This is a genomic window from Streptomyces canus, from assembly GCF_030816965.1.
GTDB classification, from domain to species: Bacteria; Actinomycetota; Actinomycetes; order Streptomycetales; family Streptomycetaceae; genus Streptomyces; species Streptomyces canus_E.
On sequence record NZ_JAUSYQ010000002.1, the window covers coordinates 7,729,138 to 7,746,382 of the forward strand.

At 70.7% G+C, this 17,245-nt stretch carries 16 protein-coding genes; 8 read left to right on the forward strand and 8 right to left on the reverse strand.

Features of this window, described 5'->3' with window-relative positions; translation table 11 throughout:
• Window positions 1-13: 13 nt before the first annotated feature.
• The 3 genes from QF027_RS36465 to QF027_RS36475 form a co-directional block, all read right to left on the reverse strand.
• Window positions 14-1,015, reverse strand: coding sequence for an NAD-dependent epimerase/dehydratase family protein (locus tag QF027_RS36465; RefSeq protein ID WP_306975047.1), 1,002 nt, complete (start codon window positions 1,013-1,015; stop codon window positions 14-16).
• A gap of 70 nt (window positions 1,016-1,085) precedes the next feature.
• Window positions 1,086-2,543 (reverse strand): sensor histidine kinase, encoded by a 1,458-nt coding sequence (locus QF027_RS36470; RefSeq protein WP_307079401.1) that lies wholly within the window; start codon window positions 2,541-2,543, stop codon window positions 1,086-1,088.
• Window positions 2,540-3,229: a response regulator transcription factor gene (locus tag QF027_RS36475; protein WP_307079403.1), complete on the reverse strand. Its 690-nt coding sequence runs from the start codon at window positions 3,227-3,229 to the stop codon at window positions 2,540-2,542. Before QF027_RS36475 ends, QF027_RS36470 begins: the two co-directional genes overlap by 4 nt.
• 153 nt (window positions 3,230-3,382) lie before the next feature.
• Here QF027_RS36475 and QF027_RS36480 point away from each other — a divergent pair, with 153 nt between their 5' ends.
• Genes QF027_RS36480 through QF027_RS36490 form a run of 3 tightly spaced genes read left to right on the forward strand, consistent with a single transcriptional unit; the run spans window position 3,383 to window position 6,174 of the window.
• Window positions 3,383-4,723: a ferredoxin reductase family protein gene (locus tag QF027_RS36480; RefSeq protein ID WP_307079405.1), complete on the forward strand. Its 1,341-nt coding sequence runs from the start codon at window positions 3,383-3,385 to the stop codon at window positions 4,721-4,723.
• A 10-nt stretch (window positions 4,724-4,733) separates the two neighbouring features.
• Window positions 4,734-5,438, forward strand: coding sequence for an FMN-binding protein (locus tag QF027_RS36485; protein WP_307079408.1), 705 nt, complete (start codon window positions 4,734-4,736; stop codon window positions 5,436-5,438).
• A 10-nt stretch (window positions 5,439-5,448) separates the two neighbouring features.
• Window positions 5,449-6,174, forward strand: a complete 726-nt coding sequence (locus tag QF027_RS36490; RefSeq protein WP_307079410.1) for an FAD:protein FMN transferase — start codon at window positions 5,449-5,451, stop codon at window positions 6,172-6,174.
• Between the two features lie 72 nt (window positions 6,175-6,246).
• Here QF027_RS36490 and QF027_RS36495 read toward each other — a convergent pair whose 3' ends face one another.
• Window positions 6,247-8,325, reverse strand: coding sequence for an ArnT family glycosyltransferase (locus tag QF027_RS36495; RefSeq protein WP_307079412.1), 2,079 nt, complete (start codon window positions 8,323-8,325; stop codon window positions 6,247-6,249).
• Window positions 8,326-8,555: 230 nt separating this feature from the next.
• Between QF027_RS36495 and QF027_RS36500 the strand changes: the two genes are divergently transcribed.
• The 4 genes from QF027_RS36500 to QF027_RS36515 all read left to right on the forward strand — a co-directional run bounded on the left by QF027_RS36500 (window position 8,556) and on the right by QF027_RS36515 (window position 11,543).
• Entirely contained in the window at window positions 8,556-8,960 is a 405-nt protein-coding gene (locus QF027_RS36500; RefSeq protein ID WP_307079414.1) for a hypothetical protein, read from the forward strand.
• Between the two features lie 86 nt (window positions 8,961-9,046).
• The gene (locus tag QF027_RS36505; RefSeq protein WP_306975031.1) at window positions 9,047-10,189 is read left to right on the forward strand and encodes an ABC transporter ATP-binding protein; all 1,143 of its coding nucleotides are present in this window, start codon (window positions 9,047-9,049) and stop codon (window positions 10,187-10,189) included.
• Window positions 10,189-10,878 (forward strand): ABC transporter permease, encoded by a 690-nt coding sequence (locus tag QF027_RS36510; RefSeq protein ID WP_306975029.1) that lies wholly within the window; start codon window positions 10,189-10,191, stop codon window positions 10,876-10,878. Before QF027_RS36505 ends, QF027_RS36510 begins: the two co-directional genes overlap by 1 nt.
• On the forward strand, window positions 10,875-11,543 hold the full coding sequence (locus QF027_RS36515) for an ABC transporter permease (RefSeq protein ID WP_306975027.1): 669 nt from the start codon (window positions 10,875-10,877) through the stop codon (window positions 11,541-11,543). The genes QF027_RS36510 and QF027_RS36515 overlap by 4 nt, the downstream gene beginning before the upstream one ends.
• A gap of 37 nt (window positions 11,544-11,580) precedes the next feature.
• Here the strand turns inward: QF027_RS36515 and QF027_RS36520 are convergent, their stop codons facing one another.
• The 4 genes from QF027_RS36520 to QF027_RS36535 are packed head-to-tail and all read right to left on the reverse strand — an operon-like array spanning window position 11,581 to window position 15,844.
• Complete coding sequence (locus QF027_RS36520; protein WP_306975025.1) at window positions 11,581-12,183, reverse strand: GTP-binding protein; 603 nt, start codon at window positions 12,181-12,183, stop codon at window positions 11,581-11,583.
• Complete coding sequence (locus QF027_RS36525; protein ID WP_306975023.1) at window positions 12,170-12,586, reverse strand: DUF742 domain-containing protein; 417 nt, start codon at window positions 12,584-12,586, stop codon at window positions 12,170-12,172. Before QF027_RS36525 ends, QF027_RS36520 begins: the two co-directional genes overlap by 14 nt.
• A 19-nt stretch (window positions 12,587-12,605) precedes the next feature.
• Window positions 12,606-13,082: a roadblock/LC7 domain-containing protein gene (locus QF027_RS36530; protein ID WP_057611113.1), complete on the reverse strand. Its 477-nt coding sequence runs from the start codon at window positions 13,080-13,082 to the stop codon at window positions 12,606-12,608.
• Window positions 13,079-15,844, reverse strand: a complete 2,766-nt coding sequence (locus QF027_RS36535; protein ID WP_307079416.1) for an ATP-binding protein — start codon at window positions 15,842-15,844, stop codon at window positions 13,079-13,081. The genes QF027_RS36530 and QF027_RS36535 overlap by 4 nt, the downstream gene beginning before the upstream one ends.
• Before the next feature lie 366 nt (window positions 15,845-16,210).
• Between QF027_RS36535 and QF027_RS36540 the strand changes: the two genes are divergently transcribed.
• A complete protein-coding gene (locus QF027_RS36540; protein ID WP_307079419.1) occupies window positions 16,211-17,176 on the forward strand; it encodes an ABC transporter substrate-binding protein in 966 nt (321 codons plus the stop codon).
• Window positions 17,177-17,245: the final 69 nt, after the last annotated feature.

Below are 17,245 nucleotides of genomic sequence, written 5' to 3' on the forward strand. Positions count from 1 at the left end.
GGTCCACCGCAGGCTAGGCGCCCCGCATGCCCGCGCCCGCGAACTCCCGCATTCCCTCGGCGAATCCGACCTCCGCCTTCCACCCCAGCTCCGCCCGCAGCCGCGCCGAGTCCGCCGTGATGTGCCGTACGTCCCCGAGGCGGTACTCCCCGGTGACCACGGGCTCGGGCCCGCCGCGGGCCCCGGCCAGCGCGCGGGCCATCTCGCCCACCGTGTGCGGCTCGCCGCTTCCGGTGTTGTACGAGGTGAGCGCGCCGTCCCTCGAACTCGCCTCCAGCGCCGCCACGTTGGCCGCGGCCACGTCCCGTACGTGCACGAAGTCCCGGCGCTGACAGCCGTCCTCGAAGACACGCGGGGCCTCGCCGCGGGCGAGCGCGGAGCGGAAGAAGGAGGCGACGCCGGCGTACGGGGTGTCGCGGGGCATGCCCGGTCCGTAGACGTTGTGGTACCGCAGTGCCACCGCCGACCCGCCCGTGGCCCGTGCCCAGGACGCCGCCAGGTGCTCCTGAGTGAGCTTGGTCGTCGCGTACACGTTCCGGGGATCGACCGGGGCGTCCTCGCCGACCAGGCCGGGCGAGAGGTCCGCGCCGCACACCGGGCACGGCGGCTCGAAGCGCCCCGCGTCGAGGTCGGCGACGGCTCGCGGGCCCGGCCGTACGGTCCCGTGCCGGGCGCAGGTGTAGCGGCCCTCGCCGTACACCACCATCGACCCGGCCAGCACGAGCCGCCGTACCCCCGCCCCGGCCATCGCGGCGAGCAGCACCGCCGTGCCGAGGTCGTTGTGGGAGACGTACTCCGGGGCGTCGGCGAAGTCCACGCCCAGGCCGACCATCGCCGCCTGATGGCACACCGCGTCCACGCCGGTCAGGGCGCGGCGGACGGCGTCGGGGTCCCGTACGTCGGACGCCGGGTCGGCCCGGACGTCGTAGAGGACGGGCTCGTGACCGTGTGCCACGAGCGCCTCGACGATCTGGGACCCGATGAAACCGGCACCGCCGGTGACCAGTACGCGCATGCCCTCACGCTAGGGCCGTGAGCTGCCCGGACGGCCGGACCGCGCCCGTCACGTCACGGCTTCGTAAGACTCACGGCCGCGGGAGGCTCAGCGGGAGCGCCACCGTGAACACCGTCGAGCCGGGCTCGGTGGCCAGCTCGATCGTGCCGCCGTGCGCCCGGACCAGGGACCTCGCCACCGCGAGGCCCAGGCCGCTGCCGCCCCGGTCCCGGCTGCGGGCCTTGTCGACGCGGTAGAAGCGGTCGAAGACCCGCTCCTGGTCGGCGGCCGGAATGCCGGGACCCGCGTCCGCGATCCGCACCTGCGCCCGGCCGTCCCGGACACGCACCCCGACGGAGACCGCCGTGCCCGGCGGAGTGTGCACGGCCGCGTTGGTGAGGAGGTTGTCGAGCACCTGCCGGACGCGTTGCGGATCGAGCCGCAGCTTCAGGGACCGGGGGCCCGGCGTCACCGTCAGCGGACGGTCGGGGTGGCTCGCGCGGAAGGCGTCGACCGCGTGCTCCATCAGCTCCACCAGGTCCACCTCGACGGGCCTGAGCGGGGTCTCCACCTCCGCCGCGTCCAGGCGGGCGAGCAGCAGCAGGTCGTCCAGGAGAAAACCCATGCGGGCGGCCTCGGCGCGCAGCCGGGCCAGGTGCTTGTCGCGCTCCTCGGGGGCGTTCGCGGCGGCGTACTGGAAGAGGTCCGCGTAGCCCCGTACGGACATCAAAGGGGTGCGCAGCTCGTGCGAGGCGTCCGCGACGAACCGGCGCAGCCGCTGCTCGGCCTCCGCGCGGACCGCGAGCGAGTCGTCGATGTGCTCCAGCATGGTGTTGAACGCCGTCCGCAGCTCCTCGACCTCCGGACCGCCGCCCCGCTTGTCGGCTCGCAGCGGCAGCCGGGCCGCCGACTCGGTCAGGTCGTGCGAGGCGATGCCGTGCGCGGTGTGCGCCATGTCGCTCAGCGGCTTCAGGCCCCGGCGCAGCAGCTTGCGGCCGACCACCACGAGCGCCAGCAGCGCGAGCCCGAAGGCGACGACCTGGACCGTGATCAGCCGCCGTACCGTGGCGTCGATGTCGTCCATGGGAGCCGCGCTGACCAGGACCACACCGGGCTCGACCTCGCAGGCGCGCAGCCGGTACTCGCCCTGGCCCCTCAGGTACTCGGTGGCCAGGACCTCGGTGTGCGCGACGGTCTGCGTCTTCGCGACGACGGTCAACTCCTCGACGTCCTCCGGCAGGTCGGAGGGGTCCTCGGGCTTGCGCAGCCGCGGGGTGCCGTCCTTGACGTCGTACACCGCGTAGTACCAGGCCCAGTACTTCTTGCCCGCGAGCGTGCCGGACTCGGCGATGCTCTTCGACTGGGCGACCTGGGCGAGCGACAGCTGCTCGTTGAGCTGGGCCGACAGATAGTCCCGCATGTACGTGGTCAGCGCGGTGCCCACCACCGCGAACACCACCAGGGCCAGCGCCCCGAGTCCCAGCGCGAGGCGGGTACCGAGCCGCATCCTCCGGTACGCCGAACGCAGGCGGCCGAAAAAGGATCTCATTCGGCCGCCTGCCGGATGACGTATCCGAAGCCCCGCACGGTGTGGATCAGGGGCTCGCCCGTGTCGTCCAGCTTGCGGCGCAGCCGGCTGACGACCAGCTCCACGACGTTGGAGCGGCCGCCGAAGCCGTACTCCCACACGTGGTCGAGGATCTGCGCCTTGGTCAGCACGGTCGGCGACTTGCGCATCAGGTACCTGAGGACCTCGTACTCGGTCGGGGTGAGGGTCAGCAGCTTGTCGCCGCGGCGCACCTCGCGGGTGTCCTCGTCCATCGTGAGATCCGCGACCCCGAGCACCGAGCGCTGGAAGCCGGGCCCGGAGCTGCGCCGCAGCACGGTCCGCAGCCGGGCCATCAGCTCCTCCACCGCGAACGGCTTGACCAGGTAGTCGTCCCCGCCCCGGGTCAGCCCGGCCACCCGGTCGGCGACCGCGTCCCGCGCCGTGAGGAACACCACGGGCACCATCGTGCCCGAGCGCCGCAGCCGCTCCAGGACGCCGAAGCCGTCGATGTCGGGCAGCATGAGGTCGAGCACCACGATGTCGGGACGGAAGTCCGCGGCGCGGCTCAGCGCCTCCTCACCGGAGTTCGCGGTGACCGCCTCCCAGCCCTCGTAGCGGGCGACCGTCGCCACGAGATCGGCGATCGGCGGGTCGTCGTCCACGACGAGGAGTCGTACTTTTTCCACCTGCTCATAGTGCTTCACAGCGGCCGGAAAGCCATCCCCGGGTGGGCGCCCCGGCCACATCGATAACCTCTTGAAAGTTGTACGACAGCGAATCGACAGCTCCCGCCGGAGAAGCTCGGACATCCAGAGGCCCCGATCAAGGAGCTACGACCCGTGACGACCGTCCAATCGCCCCCTGCGCCCCCCACGGCGATACAACGCCCCAGGGTGGTGGCCCGCACCGGGCTCTACGCCGTGCTGGCCGCCAACGCGGCCGTGGTCGCCTGGTTCTTCGCCCAGGCCGGCTTCGCCTCGAACGCGCTCATCGTGCTCGGCCGCCTCACCGGTCTGTACGCCGCGCTCATCATGGCCTTCCAGCTGGTCCTGGTGGCCCGGCTGCCGTGGCTCGACCGCCGCATCGGCATGGACCGGCTGACCTCCTGGCACCGCTGGACCGGCTTCGGCATCCTGTGGACGCTCCTCGCGCACGTCGTCTTCATCAGCTTCGGCTACGCAGAGGGCACCGACGTGGGCCCGATCGGCGAGATCGTCGACCTCGCCGAGACCACCGAGGGCGTGCTGCGCGCGGTCGTCGCGTTCTGCCTGATCATCGTGGTCGGCGCGGTCTCCGCCCGGTACGCCCGGCGCCGTCTCGCCTACGAGACCTGGCACTTCGTCCACCTGTACACGTACGTCGCCGTGGTGCTGGCCTTCACCCACCAGGTCGCCGTCGGCACGACCTTCACGTCCTCCTCCGTCGCCACCGGGTACTGGTACGGCGTGTGGGGCGTGGCCCTCGGCTCGGTCGTGCTGGGCCGCGCGGTGCTTCCGCTGTGGCGGAACGGGCGTCACCAGTTCCGGGTCACGGCCGTCGTGCCCGAGAACGACAGCGTCGTCTCGATCTACATCAGCGGCAAGGACCTCGACCAACTGCCCGCCCGCGCCGGACAGTTCTTCCTGTGGCGCTTTCTGACCGCCGACCGCTGGTGGCAGGCCAACCCCTTCTCCCTCTCCGCCGCCCCCGACGGCAGGACACTGCGGCTGACCGCCAAGGCGGCCGGCGAGGGCAGCGCCGCCCTGCGGCACATCAAGGTCGGCACCCGCGTCTTCGCCGAGGGCCCCTACGGCGCCTTCACCGCCCTGCACCGCACGCGGCCCGAGTCCGTGCTCATCGCCGGCGGCGTCGGCGTCACGCCGATCCGGGCCCTCCTGGAGGAGGTGCACGGCCACGCCGTCGTCATCTACCGGGTCGGCTCCGACCGGGACGCCGTCCTCTACGACGAGCTGCGCGACCTCGCGATCGCCAAGGGTGCCGAACTCCACCTGGTCACCGGCCCGCCGGTGCCCGACAAGCTGGCGGCGGGCGAACTGGCGCGTCTCGTGCCCGACATCGCCGAGCGGGACGTCTTCCTGTGCGGACCACCCCCGATGATGAACGCGGTCCTGGGCAGCCTGCGCGAGCTGGACGTGCCCAAGCCGCAGATCCACTTCGAGCGCTTCAGCCTGGCGGGATGAGGAACAGACCGTGAAACGAGCCATACCTGTCGTCGTCCTCAGCATCGCGGGCCTGGTCCCCGTCTGGCTCTACCAGCCGTCGGCCGGGTCCTCCACCGTCCAGGCCGTCACGCCGGCGCCTTCCACCTCGTCCTCTTCATCCTCGGGAACCTCCGGCGCGAACGTCGTCACGAGCTCGACGATCACCACGGAGAAGGGCCCCGTGCAGCTCCAGGTGACCTTCGACGGTACGAAGATCACCGCCGTGAAGATGCTTCAGCAGCCGAACCACCCGCAGACCACGGCCGCTGTGCCGAAGCTGATCGCGGAGACTCTGGAGGCGCAGAGCGCGGACATCGACACGGTGTCCGGTGCGACCATCACCAGCGAGGCCTACAAGAAGTCCCTTCAGGCCACGATCGACGACAACGCGAAGACGGCGGCGGCCTCGCCCTCGGCGTCCGCTTCCGAGGCGTCTTCCCGGACCGTCGACGGTTCGGCCCTCACCACGGAGAAGGGCCCCGTACAGGTCCAGGTGACTTTCTCCGGTACGAAGATCACCGCCGTGAAGATGCTTCAGCAGCCGAACCACCCGCAGACCACGGCCGCTGTGCCGAAGCTGATCGCGGAGACTCTGGAGGCGCAGAGCGCGGACATCGACACGGTGTCCGGTGCGACCATCACCAGTGAGGCCTACAAGGAGTCCCTCCAGGCCGCGATCGACGCGAAGGGCTGAGATACCGACCATGTTGCACCGCGTCGAACACGTCATGGGGTTCCCGGTCTCGCTGCGGGTCGACGACGAGGACGTCCTCGAGTCGGCGGCGGACACCGTCTTCGCCTGGCTGCGCGAGGCCGACGCCCGGTTCAGCCCGTTCAAGGAGGACAGCGAGGTCTCGCGGTACGACCGGGGCGAGCTGTCCGCGGACGGGCTGAGCGCGGACCTGCGGGAGATCCTCGACCTGTGCGAGCACTACCGGAAGGCCACCGGCGGCGCCTTCGACGTACGGCTGCCCGGTCGCCGTCTCGACCCCTGCGCGGTGGTCAAGGGCTGGTCGGTGCAGCGGGCGGCGGAGTTGCTGACAGCGGCCGGCACGACGCGGTTCGTCCTCAACGCCGGCGGTGACGTGGTCAGCGGCGGCGGCCCCTGGCGGGTGGGCGTACGGCATCCCGACGATGCCGACAAACTGTGCACGGTCCTCTCGCTCGAGGGCGGGGCGGTCGCGACTTCCGCGCGCTACGAGCGGGGCGACCACATCATCGACGGCCGGACCGGACGTGCGGCGACGGGCCTCCTCAGTCTCACCGTCGTGGCCCCGACCCTCACGGAGGCCGACTCGGTCGCCACGGCGGCCTTCGCCATGGGCCCCGAGGGGGTCGACTGGGCCGCCTCCCTGGAGGGCTGCGAGGTCTTCGCGGTGGACGCGGAGCGCCGGGTGCTGCGTACGCCGGGCTTTCCGGCCGTGTCCTGACAGGGCACGGCACGAGGGCGGGCCGCCGGTTTCGTTCACCTGCGGCCCGCCCTCTGCGTGACCACGTGCTGGTCAGCCGAGACGGTACAAGCCGCTGTAGGCGGAGACCGCCGTGCCGTTCTTCTTGACCCAGGTGGAGATCTCGGAGTTCGAGGAGCCCTGGCCGCTGTCGCCGACGACGATGTAGTGCAGCTCGCCGGACTTCACGAGGCTCTTCAGCTTGGCGAGGGTCATGGCGTCGTCGGAGCCCGACCAGCCGCCCATGGAGATCACCGGCTCACCGGACTCCAGGATGATCGAGGAGGCGGTCTGGTCGGTGGCGACCGCGACCAGCCAGGTGGCGCCGTCCTGGTTCTTCTTCAGGTACGAGATCATCGCGGCGGAGACCTGGGTGTCGCCCATGCCTCCTGCGGTACGGCCGGACGCGGACTGGCTACTGGAGGTGGAGCTGGAGCTGGAGCTGCTGGAGCTACTGGAGCCGCTGGGTGCGCTGCCGCTGTTGCTCGTGCCCGTGCCGCCGCCCGGGCCGCCGCTCCCACTGGGCCGTTGGCCCCCTCCCATGCCGCCACCCCCGCCTATGCCGCCGGTGCTCGGACCGGCCGTCGGGTTGGTGCCGTTGGTGCTGGAGGTGGCAGCCGACGCCGAGTACGCGGCGGGACCGGCGAGCAGGGCGACGACCGCCGCGAGGGCCGCGATGCCCGTCAGCCGCTGCCGCCCCGTGAACCGGCCGAGCAGCAGCCCGATCACGGCGACCGCACCCGCGACCCCGGCCACGACCTCGGCGACCGTGTACAGCGTCCCGGAGCCGGAGACCCGCTGGAGCAGGACGACCGCCCACACCGTGCTGCCCGCGATCGCCACCGGCAGCACCCATCCCCTCGCCCACGCTCGAACTCGCTTGCGCGGGGGGACCCCCACCGCCGCCGAACCCTCCCGGAAGGCCCTGTACAGCATCACGCCGCCGATCCCGGCCAGAGCCGCGACACCGGGCGCCATGGCGGTGACGTAGTACGGGTGGAAGGTGCCCTCGGCGAGCGCGAAGGTCAGGTAGTGCAGGACGAACCAGCCGCCCCACAGCAGCAGCGCCGCCCGCTTGGCGTCCGTACGAGGGGCCCGGCCGCGCAGCACCACACCGCCGATCAGGGCAACGAGCGCGAAGGGGATCAGCCAGGAGATCTGGCCGCCCATGATGCTGTTGAACAGCCGGTACACCCCCGCATCACCGCCGAAACTGGCGCCGTTGCCCTGCGAGCCCACCGAGGAACTCGCCCCGAAGATGCGGCCGAAGCCGTTGTAGCCGATGACCAGGTCCCACACCGTGTTGTCGGTGGAGCCGCCGATGTACGGCCGGGAGGACGCCGGAATGAGGTCGACGACCACCATCCACCAGGCGCTGGAGACGACCAGCGCCACCGTGCCGACGGCGAGATTACGGATCCGCCTGCCCAGGCCGAGCTGAGCGGCCCAGAGGTAGACGAGGAAGAAGACCGGCAGGACGACGTAGGCCTGCATCATCTTGGTGTTGAAGGCGAAGCCGATCGCCACCCCGGACCACACCAGCGGCAGCAGCCGCCCGGTGCGCACGGCCTTCATCAGCGCGGCCGCGCCGAGCAGCATCAGGAAGACCAGGACCGGGTCGGGGTTGGTGTCCCGGGTGATGGCGACGGTGATCGGCGTGAGGGTGAGCGCGAGCGCCGCGATCGTGGCCGCGACGGCGCCGAAGTCCCGCTTGACCATGCGGTACAGCAGGGCCACCGAGCCGGTGCCGAGCGCGACCATCGGCAGCATCAACTGCCAGGTGCCGTAGCCGAAGACGCGGGCCGAGAGGCCCATCACCCACAGGGCGAAGGGCGGTTTGTCGACCGTGATGAAGCTGCCCGCGTCCAGGGCGCCGAAGAAGAACGCCTTCCAGCTCTTGGTGCCGGAGTAGACGGCCGCGTTGTAGAAGGTGTTGCCGCTGACGGACGACATGTTCCAGGCGTACAGCGCCGTGGCCAGCACGAGGATCGCCCACAGAGCGGGGCGGGCCCAGCGCGGATCGTCCGGGGGACCGGTGAACAGTCCGCGCAGCCGGCTGCGCGCGGCGGGCGGCGCGGCCCGGTGCCGGCCGTCCTGGGTGGTCGGCGCGGGCGGTGGGGCGAGGGTCGTCATGGCACGTACTCCAGGTCTCCGAGCGGTGGTTGTGACGACCCTCGGGCCCTGGGCTGGGCGATCGCTGTGCCTTCGCTGAACGAAGCATGAGAATCAGGGGATTCACAGGAAGGACACAGTGGGGCCGGATGCGGCACCCAGGAACGACGGTCGGCGTGGCACCGGGACGGTTGTGTTCCTGGGAACTGGGACGGGCCGCCCGGGGCGGGGGACATGGCGACGGGGGAAGCATGGAGGGCACGGCCGCGATCGTCTTCGTCCACGGGCTGTTCTCCTCGTTCGAGACCTGGCGCGACCTCGGCGCGGAGTCATCGGCGGCGCCCGGTCTTGCACAGGATCTCGACACGGTCGCCGACAGCCTCAGAAGCTTTCTGGACGGCCAGCCGAACCCGGCCGCCCGCCACGACTCCCTCGTCTTCCTCCAGGACCTCGCCAAGGACCTCAGCAGGCCGGTCTTCCACGACGGCCGCAAGCACCGTGACCGCCGGCCGGCCCAGTACCTGACCGACCACTTCCGCCAGTCCACCGAGCTGAACGTCGAGGGTGTCCGGAGCCGGAAGCCGCGAAGGGTGAGGGCACGCTGCGACTCATCAAAGGGTCGGAAGGGGTGCACGACCTCAACCGCAGTCACGTAACACAAGCCGTCTAGACTCTGCCGGACGGCCTGCCGGACTGGCCGAATGCGGACAACTTCTGCCAGACCCGAAGGGTATTCGGCGCTTTGATACGGATAGATTCAGTCACCAAGCGGTACCCGGACGGCACGGTGGCGGTCGACCGGCTCTCGTTGGAGATTCCCGACCGTTCGATCACCGTCCTCGTCGGTCCCTCGGGCTGCGGCAAGACGACGACGCTGCGCATGATCAACCGGATGGTCGAGCCCAGCGAGGGGACCATCCTGATCGACGGCAAGGACAGCCGGCAGCAGCCGGTCAACACGCTGCGCCGGTCCATGGGCTACGTCATCCAGAACGCCGGTCTCTTCCAGCACCGCACGATCGTCGACAACATCGCCACCGTGCCCCGGATGCTGGGCTGGGGCAAGGAGAAGGCGCGGGCCCGGGCGCGAGAGCTGATGGAGCGGGTCGGGCTCGACGGCTCGCTCGCCAAGCGGTACCCCTACCAGTTGTCCGGCGGACAGCAGCAGCGCGTCGGGGTGGCGCGGGCGCTCGCCGCCGATCCGCCGGTGCTGCTGATGGACGAGCCGTTCTCGGCCGTCGACCCCGTCGTCCGCAAGGGTCTCCAGGACGAACTCCTGCGCATCCAGGACGAGTTGGGCAAGACCATCGTCTTCGTCACCCATGACATCGACGAGGCCGTCAAGATCGGCACGATGGTCGCCGTGATGCGCACCGGCGGCAAGCTCGCCCAGTACGCGCCGCCCGCCGAACTGCTCTCCAGCCCCGCCGACGCGTTCGTCGAGGACTTCCTCGGCACCGACCGCGGCATCCGGCGGCTCTCCTTCTTCCCTTCCGCGGGCCTGCGACTGCTCACCGGACCGGTCGTCGCGGTCGACGCCACCGCGGAGCAGATCGCCGCGCGGGAGACGGCCGAGGCCCCCTATCTCCTCGTCACCGACGTGGACGGCAAGCCCCTTGGCTGGAGCGAGCCGCGACAGCTGACCGCCGGGAGCATCGACGTCGGGCAACTGTTGCCGTACGGGCGGCCGTTCGTCGCCGGTACGGACTCCCTGCGGGCCGCACTGGACTGTGCCGTGCTCTCGCCCACCGGGTGGGCCGTCGGTGTCGACGCCGAGGGGCGGGTGGCCGGGGTGGTCTCCCAGCAGGCCATCGGCGAGGCGATCCGCGGGGCGCACGCGCAGGGCCGTACGGACGCCCCCGTCCCGGACTCCAAGGTCGGCTGATGGACGGCTTCTTCGACATCCCCAGCGACCTCCAGCACAGCTGGCTCGGTCTCGTCGGACTGCACGTCCGGGAGGCCATGCTGCCGGTCCTCGCCGGGCTGCTGATCTCCCTGCCGCTTGCCCAGCTGTGCGTGCGCTTCCGGTGGCTGTACCCGCCGGTGCTGTGGGTGACGACCGTGCTGTACGCCATCCCGTCGCTGGCCTTCTTCGTGGTCCTCATCGACTACACCGGTCAGACCGAGCTCACGGTGATGATCCCGCTCACCGTCTACACGCTCGTCATCCTGGTACCGGCGATCGTCGACGGAGTCCGTTCGGTGCCGCAGGAGACCATCGCCGCCGCGACGGCCATGGGCTTCGGACCCGTACGCCGTTACGTCCAGGTCCAGTTGCCGATCGCCGTGCCCGCCATCATCGCGGGGCTGCGGGTGGCGACCGTGTCGAGCATCTCCCTCGTCAGCGTCGGCGCGCTCATCGGCAACCAGGGGGCGCTCGGCAACCTCGTCAACGACGCGAACATCTACAACCGGCCCGAACTCGCCGTGAACGCCGTCATCACCATGGCGGCCCTCGCGATCCTCGCCGACGGGCTGCTGGTCGTCGTACGAATGCTTCTGACGCCGTGGATGCCGAGCGGCGCGCGGGCGCGGCGCGCGGAGCGGCCCGAACCGGAGGTCGCCGCCCGGTGAACGTCCTCAACTTCATCAACGCCTTCTTCAGCGACAGCGCGCACTGGCAGGGCTACGACGGGATTCCCACGAGGCTGGGGGAGCACGTCCAGTACACGCTGGAGGCCCTCGCCATCGCCGCGGCGATCGGACTGCCGGTGGGACTCGTCACCGGGCACTACGGGCGGGGCGGCAACGCGCTGGCCCTCATCGCCGTCGCCGGGCGGGCTCTGCCCACCTTCGGTCTGCTGGTGCTGATGACCCTGTCGCTCGGGTTCGGGCTGATCAACGTGATGATCCCGCTGGTCGTGCTCGCCGTGCCGCCGATCCTGGTCACCACCTACGAGGCGATGCGGTCGGTCGACCCCGCACCGGTGGACGCGGCCCGGGGGATGGGCATGCACGACGTGGAGGTGCTCTTCCGGGTCGAGCTTCCGGTCGCCCTTCCGCTGATTCTCGGCGGACTGCGGTCGGCGGCCATCCAGATCGTGTCGACGGCCACGATTGCCGCGTACGTGTCTCTCGGTGGGCTCGGCCGGTACATCGTCGACGGCCTGTACCAGCGCAACTACGAGAAGGTCGTGGGCGGCGCCGCCCTGGTCGCCCTGATGGCGCTGGCCACGCTGGCGGTGTTCTGGGGGATCACCCGGCTCACGGTCTCGCGCGGGGTGCTCAGGAGCAACTAGGCGAAGCGCCGGGGGAGTTCCGATTCCCCCGGCCCCGTCAAGCCTCGGTGCGCGCCAACGCCTGTTCCAGTACGACCAGCAGCGCGTCGCGGACCGAACCGCGCTCCCTCGCGTCGAAGACGATCACCGGGACGCGGTCGTTGACGTCCAGGGCCCAGCGGACCTCGTCCAGGGTGTGTTCGACCCTGCCGTCGAAGGCGTTGACGGCGACCGCGAACGGGATCTGCCGGTGCTCGAAGTAGTCGACCGCGGCATAGCAGTCGTCGAGGCGGCGGGTGTCGACGATGACCAGGCCGCCGAGCGCGCCCTCGACGATGTCGTCCCACATGAAGCCGAAGCGCTCCTGCCCCGGCGTGCCGAACAGGTACAGCTTCAGGGTCGGGTCGACGGTGATGCAGCCGAAGTCCATCGCGACCGTGGTCGTGGTCTTGCGCGGGGTGTGGCTGAGGTCGTCCACGCCCGCGGCGACCTCGGTGATGGCGGCCTCGGTGGTCAGCGGCTCGATCTCGGAGATCGAGCCGACCGCGGTGGTCTTGCCCACCCCGAAGCCACCCGCGATCACCATTTTGACCGGCAGCGGCGGTCGTACGGCGGCGGAGGGCGCGGCCGAGGGCCGGGGGGCCGGTTCAGTCGGTGTCACGGAGTACCCCTCGGGAGTCGGGGATGGCGCGCAGGCCGTCGATGAGCCTGCGCAGGACGGAGGCGTCGTGGGTGACGTCGGTGTCGGGCACGTGCACCGTCAGCTGCCCGGCCGTACGCAGGTCCTCGGCGAGGATCCGCACCACGTTCAGGTGCAGCCGCAGCCGGGCCGCGATCTCCGCGATCGACTGCGGTATCCGGCACGCGGCGACGATGTCGTGCTGTTCGAAGGCGAGCCGGTCGAGCACGGCGAGTCCCTCGGCGGTGGCCACCACCTGGGTCTCGACGGGCATCGTCCGGCCCGACGGATCGGGTGCCACCCGGCCCGCGGTGACGAGGAACGGCCGTACGGCGGGCACGGGACCGCCCGGCTCCGGACTCGGAGGCGTGCTGCCGTCCGCCATGACTGCGCTTCCTCCTCGGTCAGCGCTTCGACGCCGCGCCGACGCTGTTCTTCAGTTCGAGCACGAGCTGGGGGCTGAGCGCGCTGCCGGCACGGTTCGCGAACAGCGTCATCTCGTACGCGATGTTGCCGAGCTTGGCCTCCTTGTCGGTGACGACGCCGAGCACGGCGCCGCTGCCGATCGCGGAGACCAGGACATGGCCGCCCTCCAGGTCGATGATGACCTTGTTGAGGCCGCCGAGGCCGTAGTTGCCGGAGGCACCGGCGGCCAGGCTCGTGATGCCGGAGACGATCGCGGCGAGGCGCTCGGAGTCCGCGTGCTCACGCAGCTCCGACACGGCGATGAGCAGCCCGTCCGAGGACACGGCGATGGCGTCGACGACACCCGCCGTCTCCGTCGCGAAACGGTTCAGCAGCCAGGTGAAGTCGGCTGCGGCGGCCTGCAGGTCGGCGGGCGTGGTGCCTTCCGTAGGCGTGTCACCTGTGGACGTGCTCACTGCTCCGCTCCTTCCGGGGAGTGGTTCTGGTCGTGCGGGGGGTCGGATGCGGTCCTGTGGGTTTCCACGTCGTCCTCGAACACCGGTCTGGTGTGGCTGCCGGTCTCGCTGTCCCGGTGGGCGCGCTCCACGGCCGCCTCGAACTCGTCGAGCGCGTCACGCACGGCCTCGGCGTCCGCGGGCCGGGGCGGGGCGGCCTTGGGCACGGCGTCGGCACCGAGGGTGGTGCGCAGCGTGGCGCCACGGACGCGGCGACGCAGGGGGCGGGCGCCGTCGCCTCCGTCGCCGTTCCCGGTCGCTCCGGCGGTGGTCGCCTCGCCTGAGCGGGCCTGCGGGATCAACGGGGCTGTGCTGGAGGGGATGTCGCGGTGGGGGATACGGCGGGGGAGCGGGGCGGGCTCGCCGGTGGCGGAAGCGGGGGACCCGTTCGATGCGCTGGGGCCGCCTCCCCGGACGCCGGCTTCGGCGGGCGTCGCGTCACCCTGGCCGGACCCGGCCTTCGCCGTTCCGCCCACAGTGGATTCCGCCCGCGCTGCCGGTACCGCACCCGCCGACCGGCTCGTACGGGGGTCCCGTGCCGTCTCCGGGAGTGTTCCGGTGGTGGTCGCAGGTCGCGCGCCCACTACGGGCGCTGCCGTGTGCGGGGTCGCGGTCGAGTTCGGGAGCGTTCCGGTGGCGGTGGCGGACGCGCCCGTCGTCGGTGCCGTACGGGACTCCGCCGCCGTACCCGCCGTCGCCGCCGCACCGCCGGAGGCAACCGCCAGCGGGCTCATCGTCAGCAGCAGGGACGACGGGATCGTCACCTCGGCCGTGACACCGCCGCCGGGCGTGCGGGTGAGGGTGACGCCCACATCCCAGCGGCGCGCCAGCGTGCCGACCACGAACAGGCCGAGCACCTTCGTCGGGACGAGGTCGAGGCGCTCACGGCGGATGAGGCGGGCGTTCTCCTCCTCCAGGCGTTCGGCGCTCATGCCCAGACCGTGGTCGGAGATCACGACCAGCGCGCCCTCGTGACTGTCCTTGACGATCACCTCGACGGGGCTGCCGGCGGGCGAGAAGGACACGGCGTTCTCGACGAGTTCGGCCACCATCAGCGTGAGGTCGCCGATGATGTCGGGCTCGACCATGACCTCCGTGCCGGCCTGGAGGGAGACCCGCTGGAAGCCCTCGATCTGGCCGAGCGCGGCGCGGACGACGTTGGTGAGGGCGAGCGGCCCGGAGTCGAGGACGGTCTCGCGGATGCCGGCGAGCAGCATCAGACTGTCGGCGTTGCGGCGCAGGCGGACCGCGATGTGGTCGATGCTGTAGAGGCGTTCCAGGAGCGCCGGGTCGGTCTCGCCGCGTTCGACCGCGTCGATCAGGGCCAGTTGCCGGGTGGTCAGGTTGCTGACCCGGCGGCCCACGTTGCCGAACATCTCGGCGACGTTGCGGCGGCTGAGCACCTGGCGTTCCAGGAGCGCGACCGAGGTGGTCTGCACCTGGTTGAACACGTCGGCGAGATCACCGATCTCGTCCTTCGCGGTGACCGGCATCTCCTGGAGCCGCGGCGTTCCGGTGTCCTCGGTGTCGTCGTCGGCCACGCGGGCGAGCTCACGGCCCGCCACCTCGGCGACCTGCTTGGCGGCACCGGTGAGCGCCTGCACCGGGCGCACCACCGAGCGTCGTACGGCGACCGAGAAGGCGAGCCAGAGCACGAAGCCGAGGAGAGCCGACCCGAGCAGCCAGGCGGCGTTCGAGCGCGCGTCCCGGGAGGCGGTGTCGGCGCGGTCGGCGATCTGGTCGATGAGCGAGGTCGTCGTCTTCAGCCGGGTCCGGGCCTGGGCGCGGTAGTCCGGGTAGGAGTCGAGGGCCGTCTGGAAGGCGTTCTTGATCTCGGACGGGGTGTCCGCCTGGAGCGAGCCCGGGTCGATCTGCAGCTCGGCGTACTGCCGGGCGATCGCCGCCTGGGCCGTGTTGTGCTCGATGTCGCCGAGTTCCTCGGCCTGCTCCGCGGTGGCGAACCGGCCGAAGCGCTCGACCTGGTGGGTGTACTCGTCGTAGGAGCCGATCGCGCCGATCAGCTCGATGAGGGCGTTGGAGTCGCCGGTCGTCGCGGAGAACACACCGGTCTCGAAGGCGCCGTGGGCGGCGTCGGCGCGCAGCAACGAGTCGAGCAGGTTGCCGGTGAAGGTGGCGGCCAGGGCCGGGTTGCGGTCGAGCCCGAGACCGTCGATCAGGCCCTTGGCGGCGTCGCTGTAGGCCGGGTCGATGTTGTCGGCCGGCAGGTAGGCCTTCTCGATGGTGTTGCGCAGGTCCTCCAGGCCGTTGACCTCGCGCAGGGCCTGGGCCTCCTCGTCCGGCAGCCGGCCGCCGAAGGTCGCGTGGACCTTCTCGACCTGGTTGTCCACGCGGATCTGGGCCTCGCGGTAGGCGGACTGCGAGGGGGTGGCGCCGTCCCAGGTGGCCTGGTGGCGCACGGAGAGCAGGACGGCCTGCTGGTGCTCGGCCTCCAACTGCCCGACGAGCTTGGCCACCTCGGCGCTGTCCCGCACCAGCTGGGCAGCGTCCGACGCGTCCTGGGACTGGCCGACCTGGTCGGCGAAGAGATAGGTCAGCAGCACGGCGACCACCGCGAGAGGCACACCCACCAGGATGTTCAGCTTGCGCCGGAACGGCCAGCGCTCGGCGAAGTCCCGTATGCCCCGGATACCCCTGCCACGTGTGCTGCCCCGGGACGGCGACGGTGCCGACCGGGTGGACGCGCCCACCTCGTTCGTGGACACCAGCCCTCCTTCGTGGGTGTCTCGGCCGAGCGTGAGAACGCAACGGACCGATACTGATCGCTACGGGACGGTGCGTAGGGACACCTGAGTGGCTCCTGCACGCCTGTGTGACCGGCGCCAACTTCGGCGAGACTACAGCCTCTTCGGACAGCGCTTGCCGCCGCCCTGAGTCAAGAATCCGTTACAACCCGCGCTGCACCCCGCGTGCCGGTTTCGCTCTTCCTTCACAACCGACCATGGGTGGGTGCCAATTGTGACCAGGCCGGTCTTGACTGACCGAGAACAGGCTGGATTGGATCAGTGCAAGGGCTCACCCCCGAACGTCCTTGAACCACCTTGCATCCCCTGAGTTCCGGAACGGGAATCGTGACTTCTACCGCCGCACACCGCAGGTCCATCAGGAAGAACCCCGGCGTGGCCGCTGTCGCGCTCGCCGCCGCCACGGTCCTGCTGGCGGGGTGTGGGTCCTCCGACGACACCTCCGACCCGCTCAACGAGAACAGCGGGGGCGCCGGCAGCGGCGACACCGTCGTTGTCGGTTCCAACAACTTCGCCGAGAGCACCTTGCTCGCCGACATCTACGGTGAAGCACTGAAGGCCAAGGGCATCAAGGTCACCTACAAGCCCAACATCGGCAGCCGCGAGACGACTTACGGCCTGCTGAAGAACGGCTCCGTCACCGTCCTGCCCGAGTACAACGGCTCGCTGCTCGCCTACCTGGACAAGAACGCCGCACAGGAGTCGACCGAGGCCGTGAACACCGCGGTCAAGGCCAAGCTCGACTCCAAGCTGACGCTCCTCGACTCGGCGCCGGCGGAGGACAAGGACTCGGTCACGGTCAACGCGGAAACCGCGAAGAAGTACAACCTGACCGCCGAGTCCACCGTCGCCGACCTCAAGAGCATCGCCGGGGACCTCGTCATCGGCGGCTCGCCCGAGTTCCAGACCCGGCAGCAGGGTCTGCTCGGCCTCGAGTCCGAGTACGGCCTGAAGTTCAAGTCGTTCAAGGCGCTCGACGCGGGCGGTGCGCTGACGCAGGCGGCGCTGAAGAAGAACACCGTGCAGGCCGCGGACATCTTCACGACCGACCCGACCATCACCAAGGAGAAGTTCGTCGTCCTCAAGGACCCGAAGAACCTCTTCGGCTTCGCGAACGTGACTCCGCTGGTCTACAAGTCCGGTCTCGACCAGGAGGGTGTCGCCGCGCTCAACGCGGTCTCGGCCAAGCTGGACACCAAGGCGCTCCTCGACATGGACCTCCAGGTCCAGTTGGAGAACAAGGACCCGCTGGACGTGGCGAAGGCGTGGCTGAAGACGAACGGCCTGGGCTGACCTCGGTCGAGAACCGGCGCGGGTGGTCTCCCCTGTAGGGATGGCCTCCTCCACAGGGGGCCCGCGCCG

What these genes read in the sequence shown, in the direction of transcription:
- QF027_RS36525 (WP_306975023.1), bottom strand. Translation starts at nt 12,586, where the DNA reads ATGGCGGACGGCAGCACGCCTCCGAGTCCGGAGCCGGGCGGTCCCGTG.
- QF027_RS36470 (WP_307079401.1), bottom strand. Translation starts at nt 2,543, where the DNA reads ATGAGATCCTTTTTCGGCCGCCTGCGTTCGGCGTACCGGAGGATGCGG.
- QF027_RS36495 (WP_307079412.1), bottom strand. Translation starts at nt 8,325, where the DNA reads ATGACGACCCTCGCCCCACCGCCCGCGCCGACCACCCAGGACGGCCGG.
- QF027_RS36500 (WP_307079414.1), top strand. Translation starts at nt 8,556, where the DNA reads ATGGAGGGCACGGCCGCGATCGTCTTCGTCCACGGGCTGTTCTCCTCG.
- QF027_RS36465 (WP_306975047.1), bottom strand. Translation starts at nt 1,015, where the DNA reads ATGCGCGTACTGGTCACCGGCGGTGCCGGTTTCATCGGGTCCCAGATC.
- QF027_RS36490 (WP_307079410.1), top strand. Translation starts at nt 5,449, where the DNA reads ATGTTGCACCGCGTCGAACACGTCATGGGGTTCCCGGTCTCGCTGCGG.
- QF027_RS36510 (WP_306975029.1), top strand. Translation starts at nt 10,189, where the DNA reads ATGGACGGCTTCTTCGACATCCCCAGCGACCTCCAGCACAGCTGGCTC.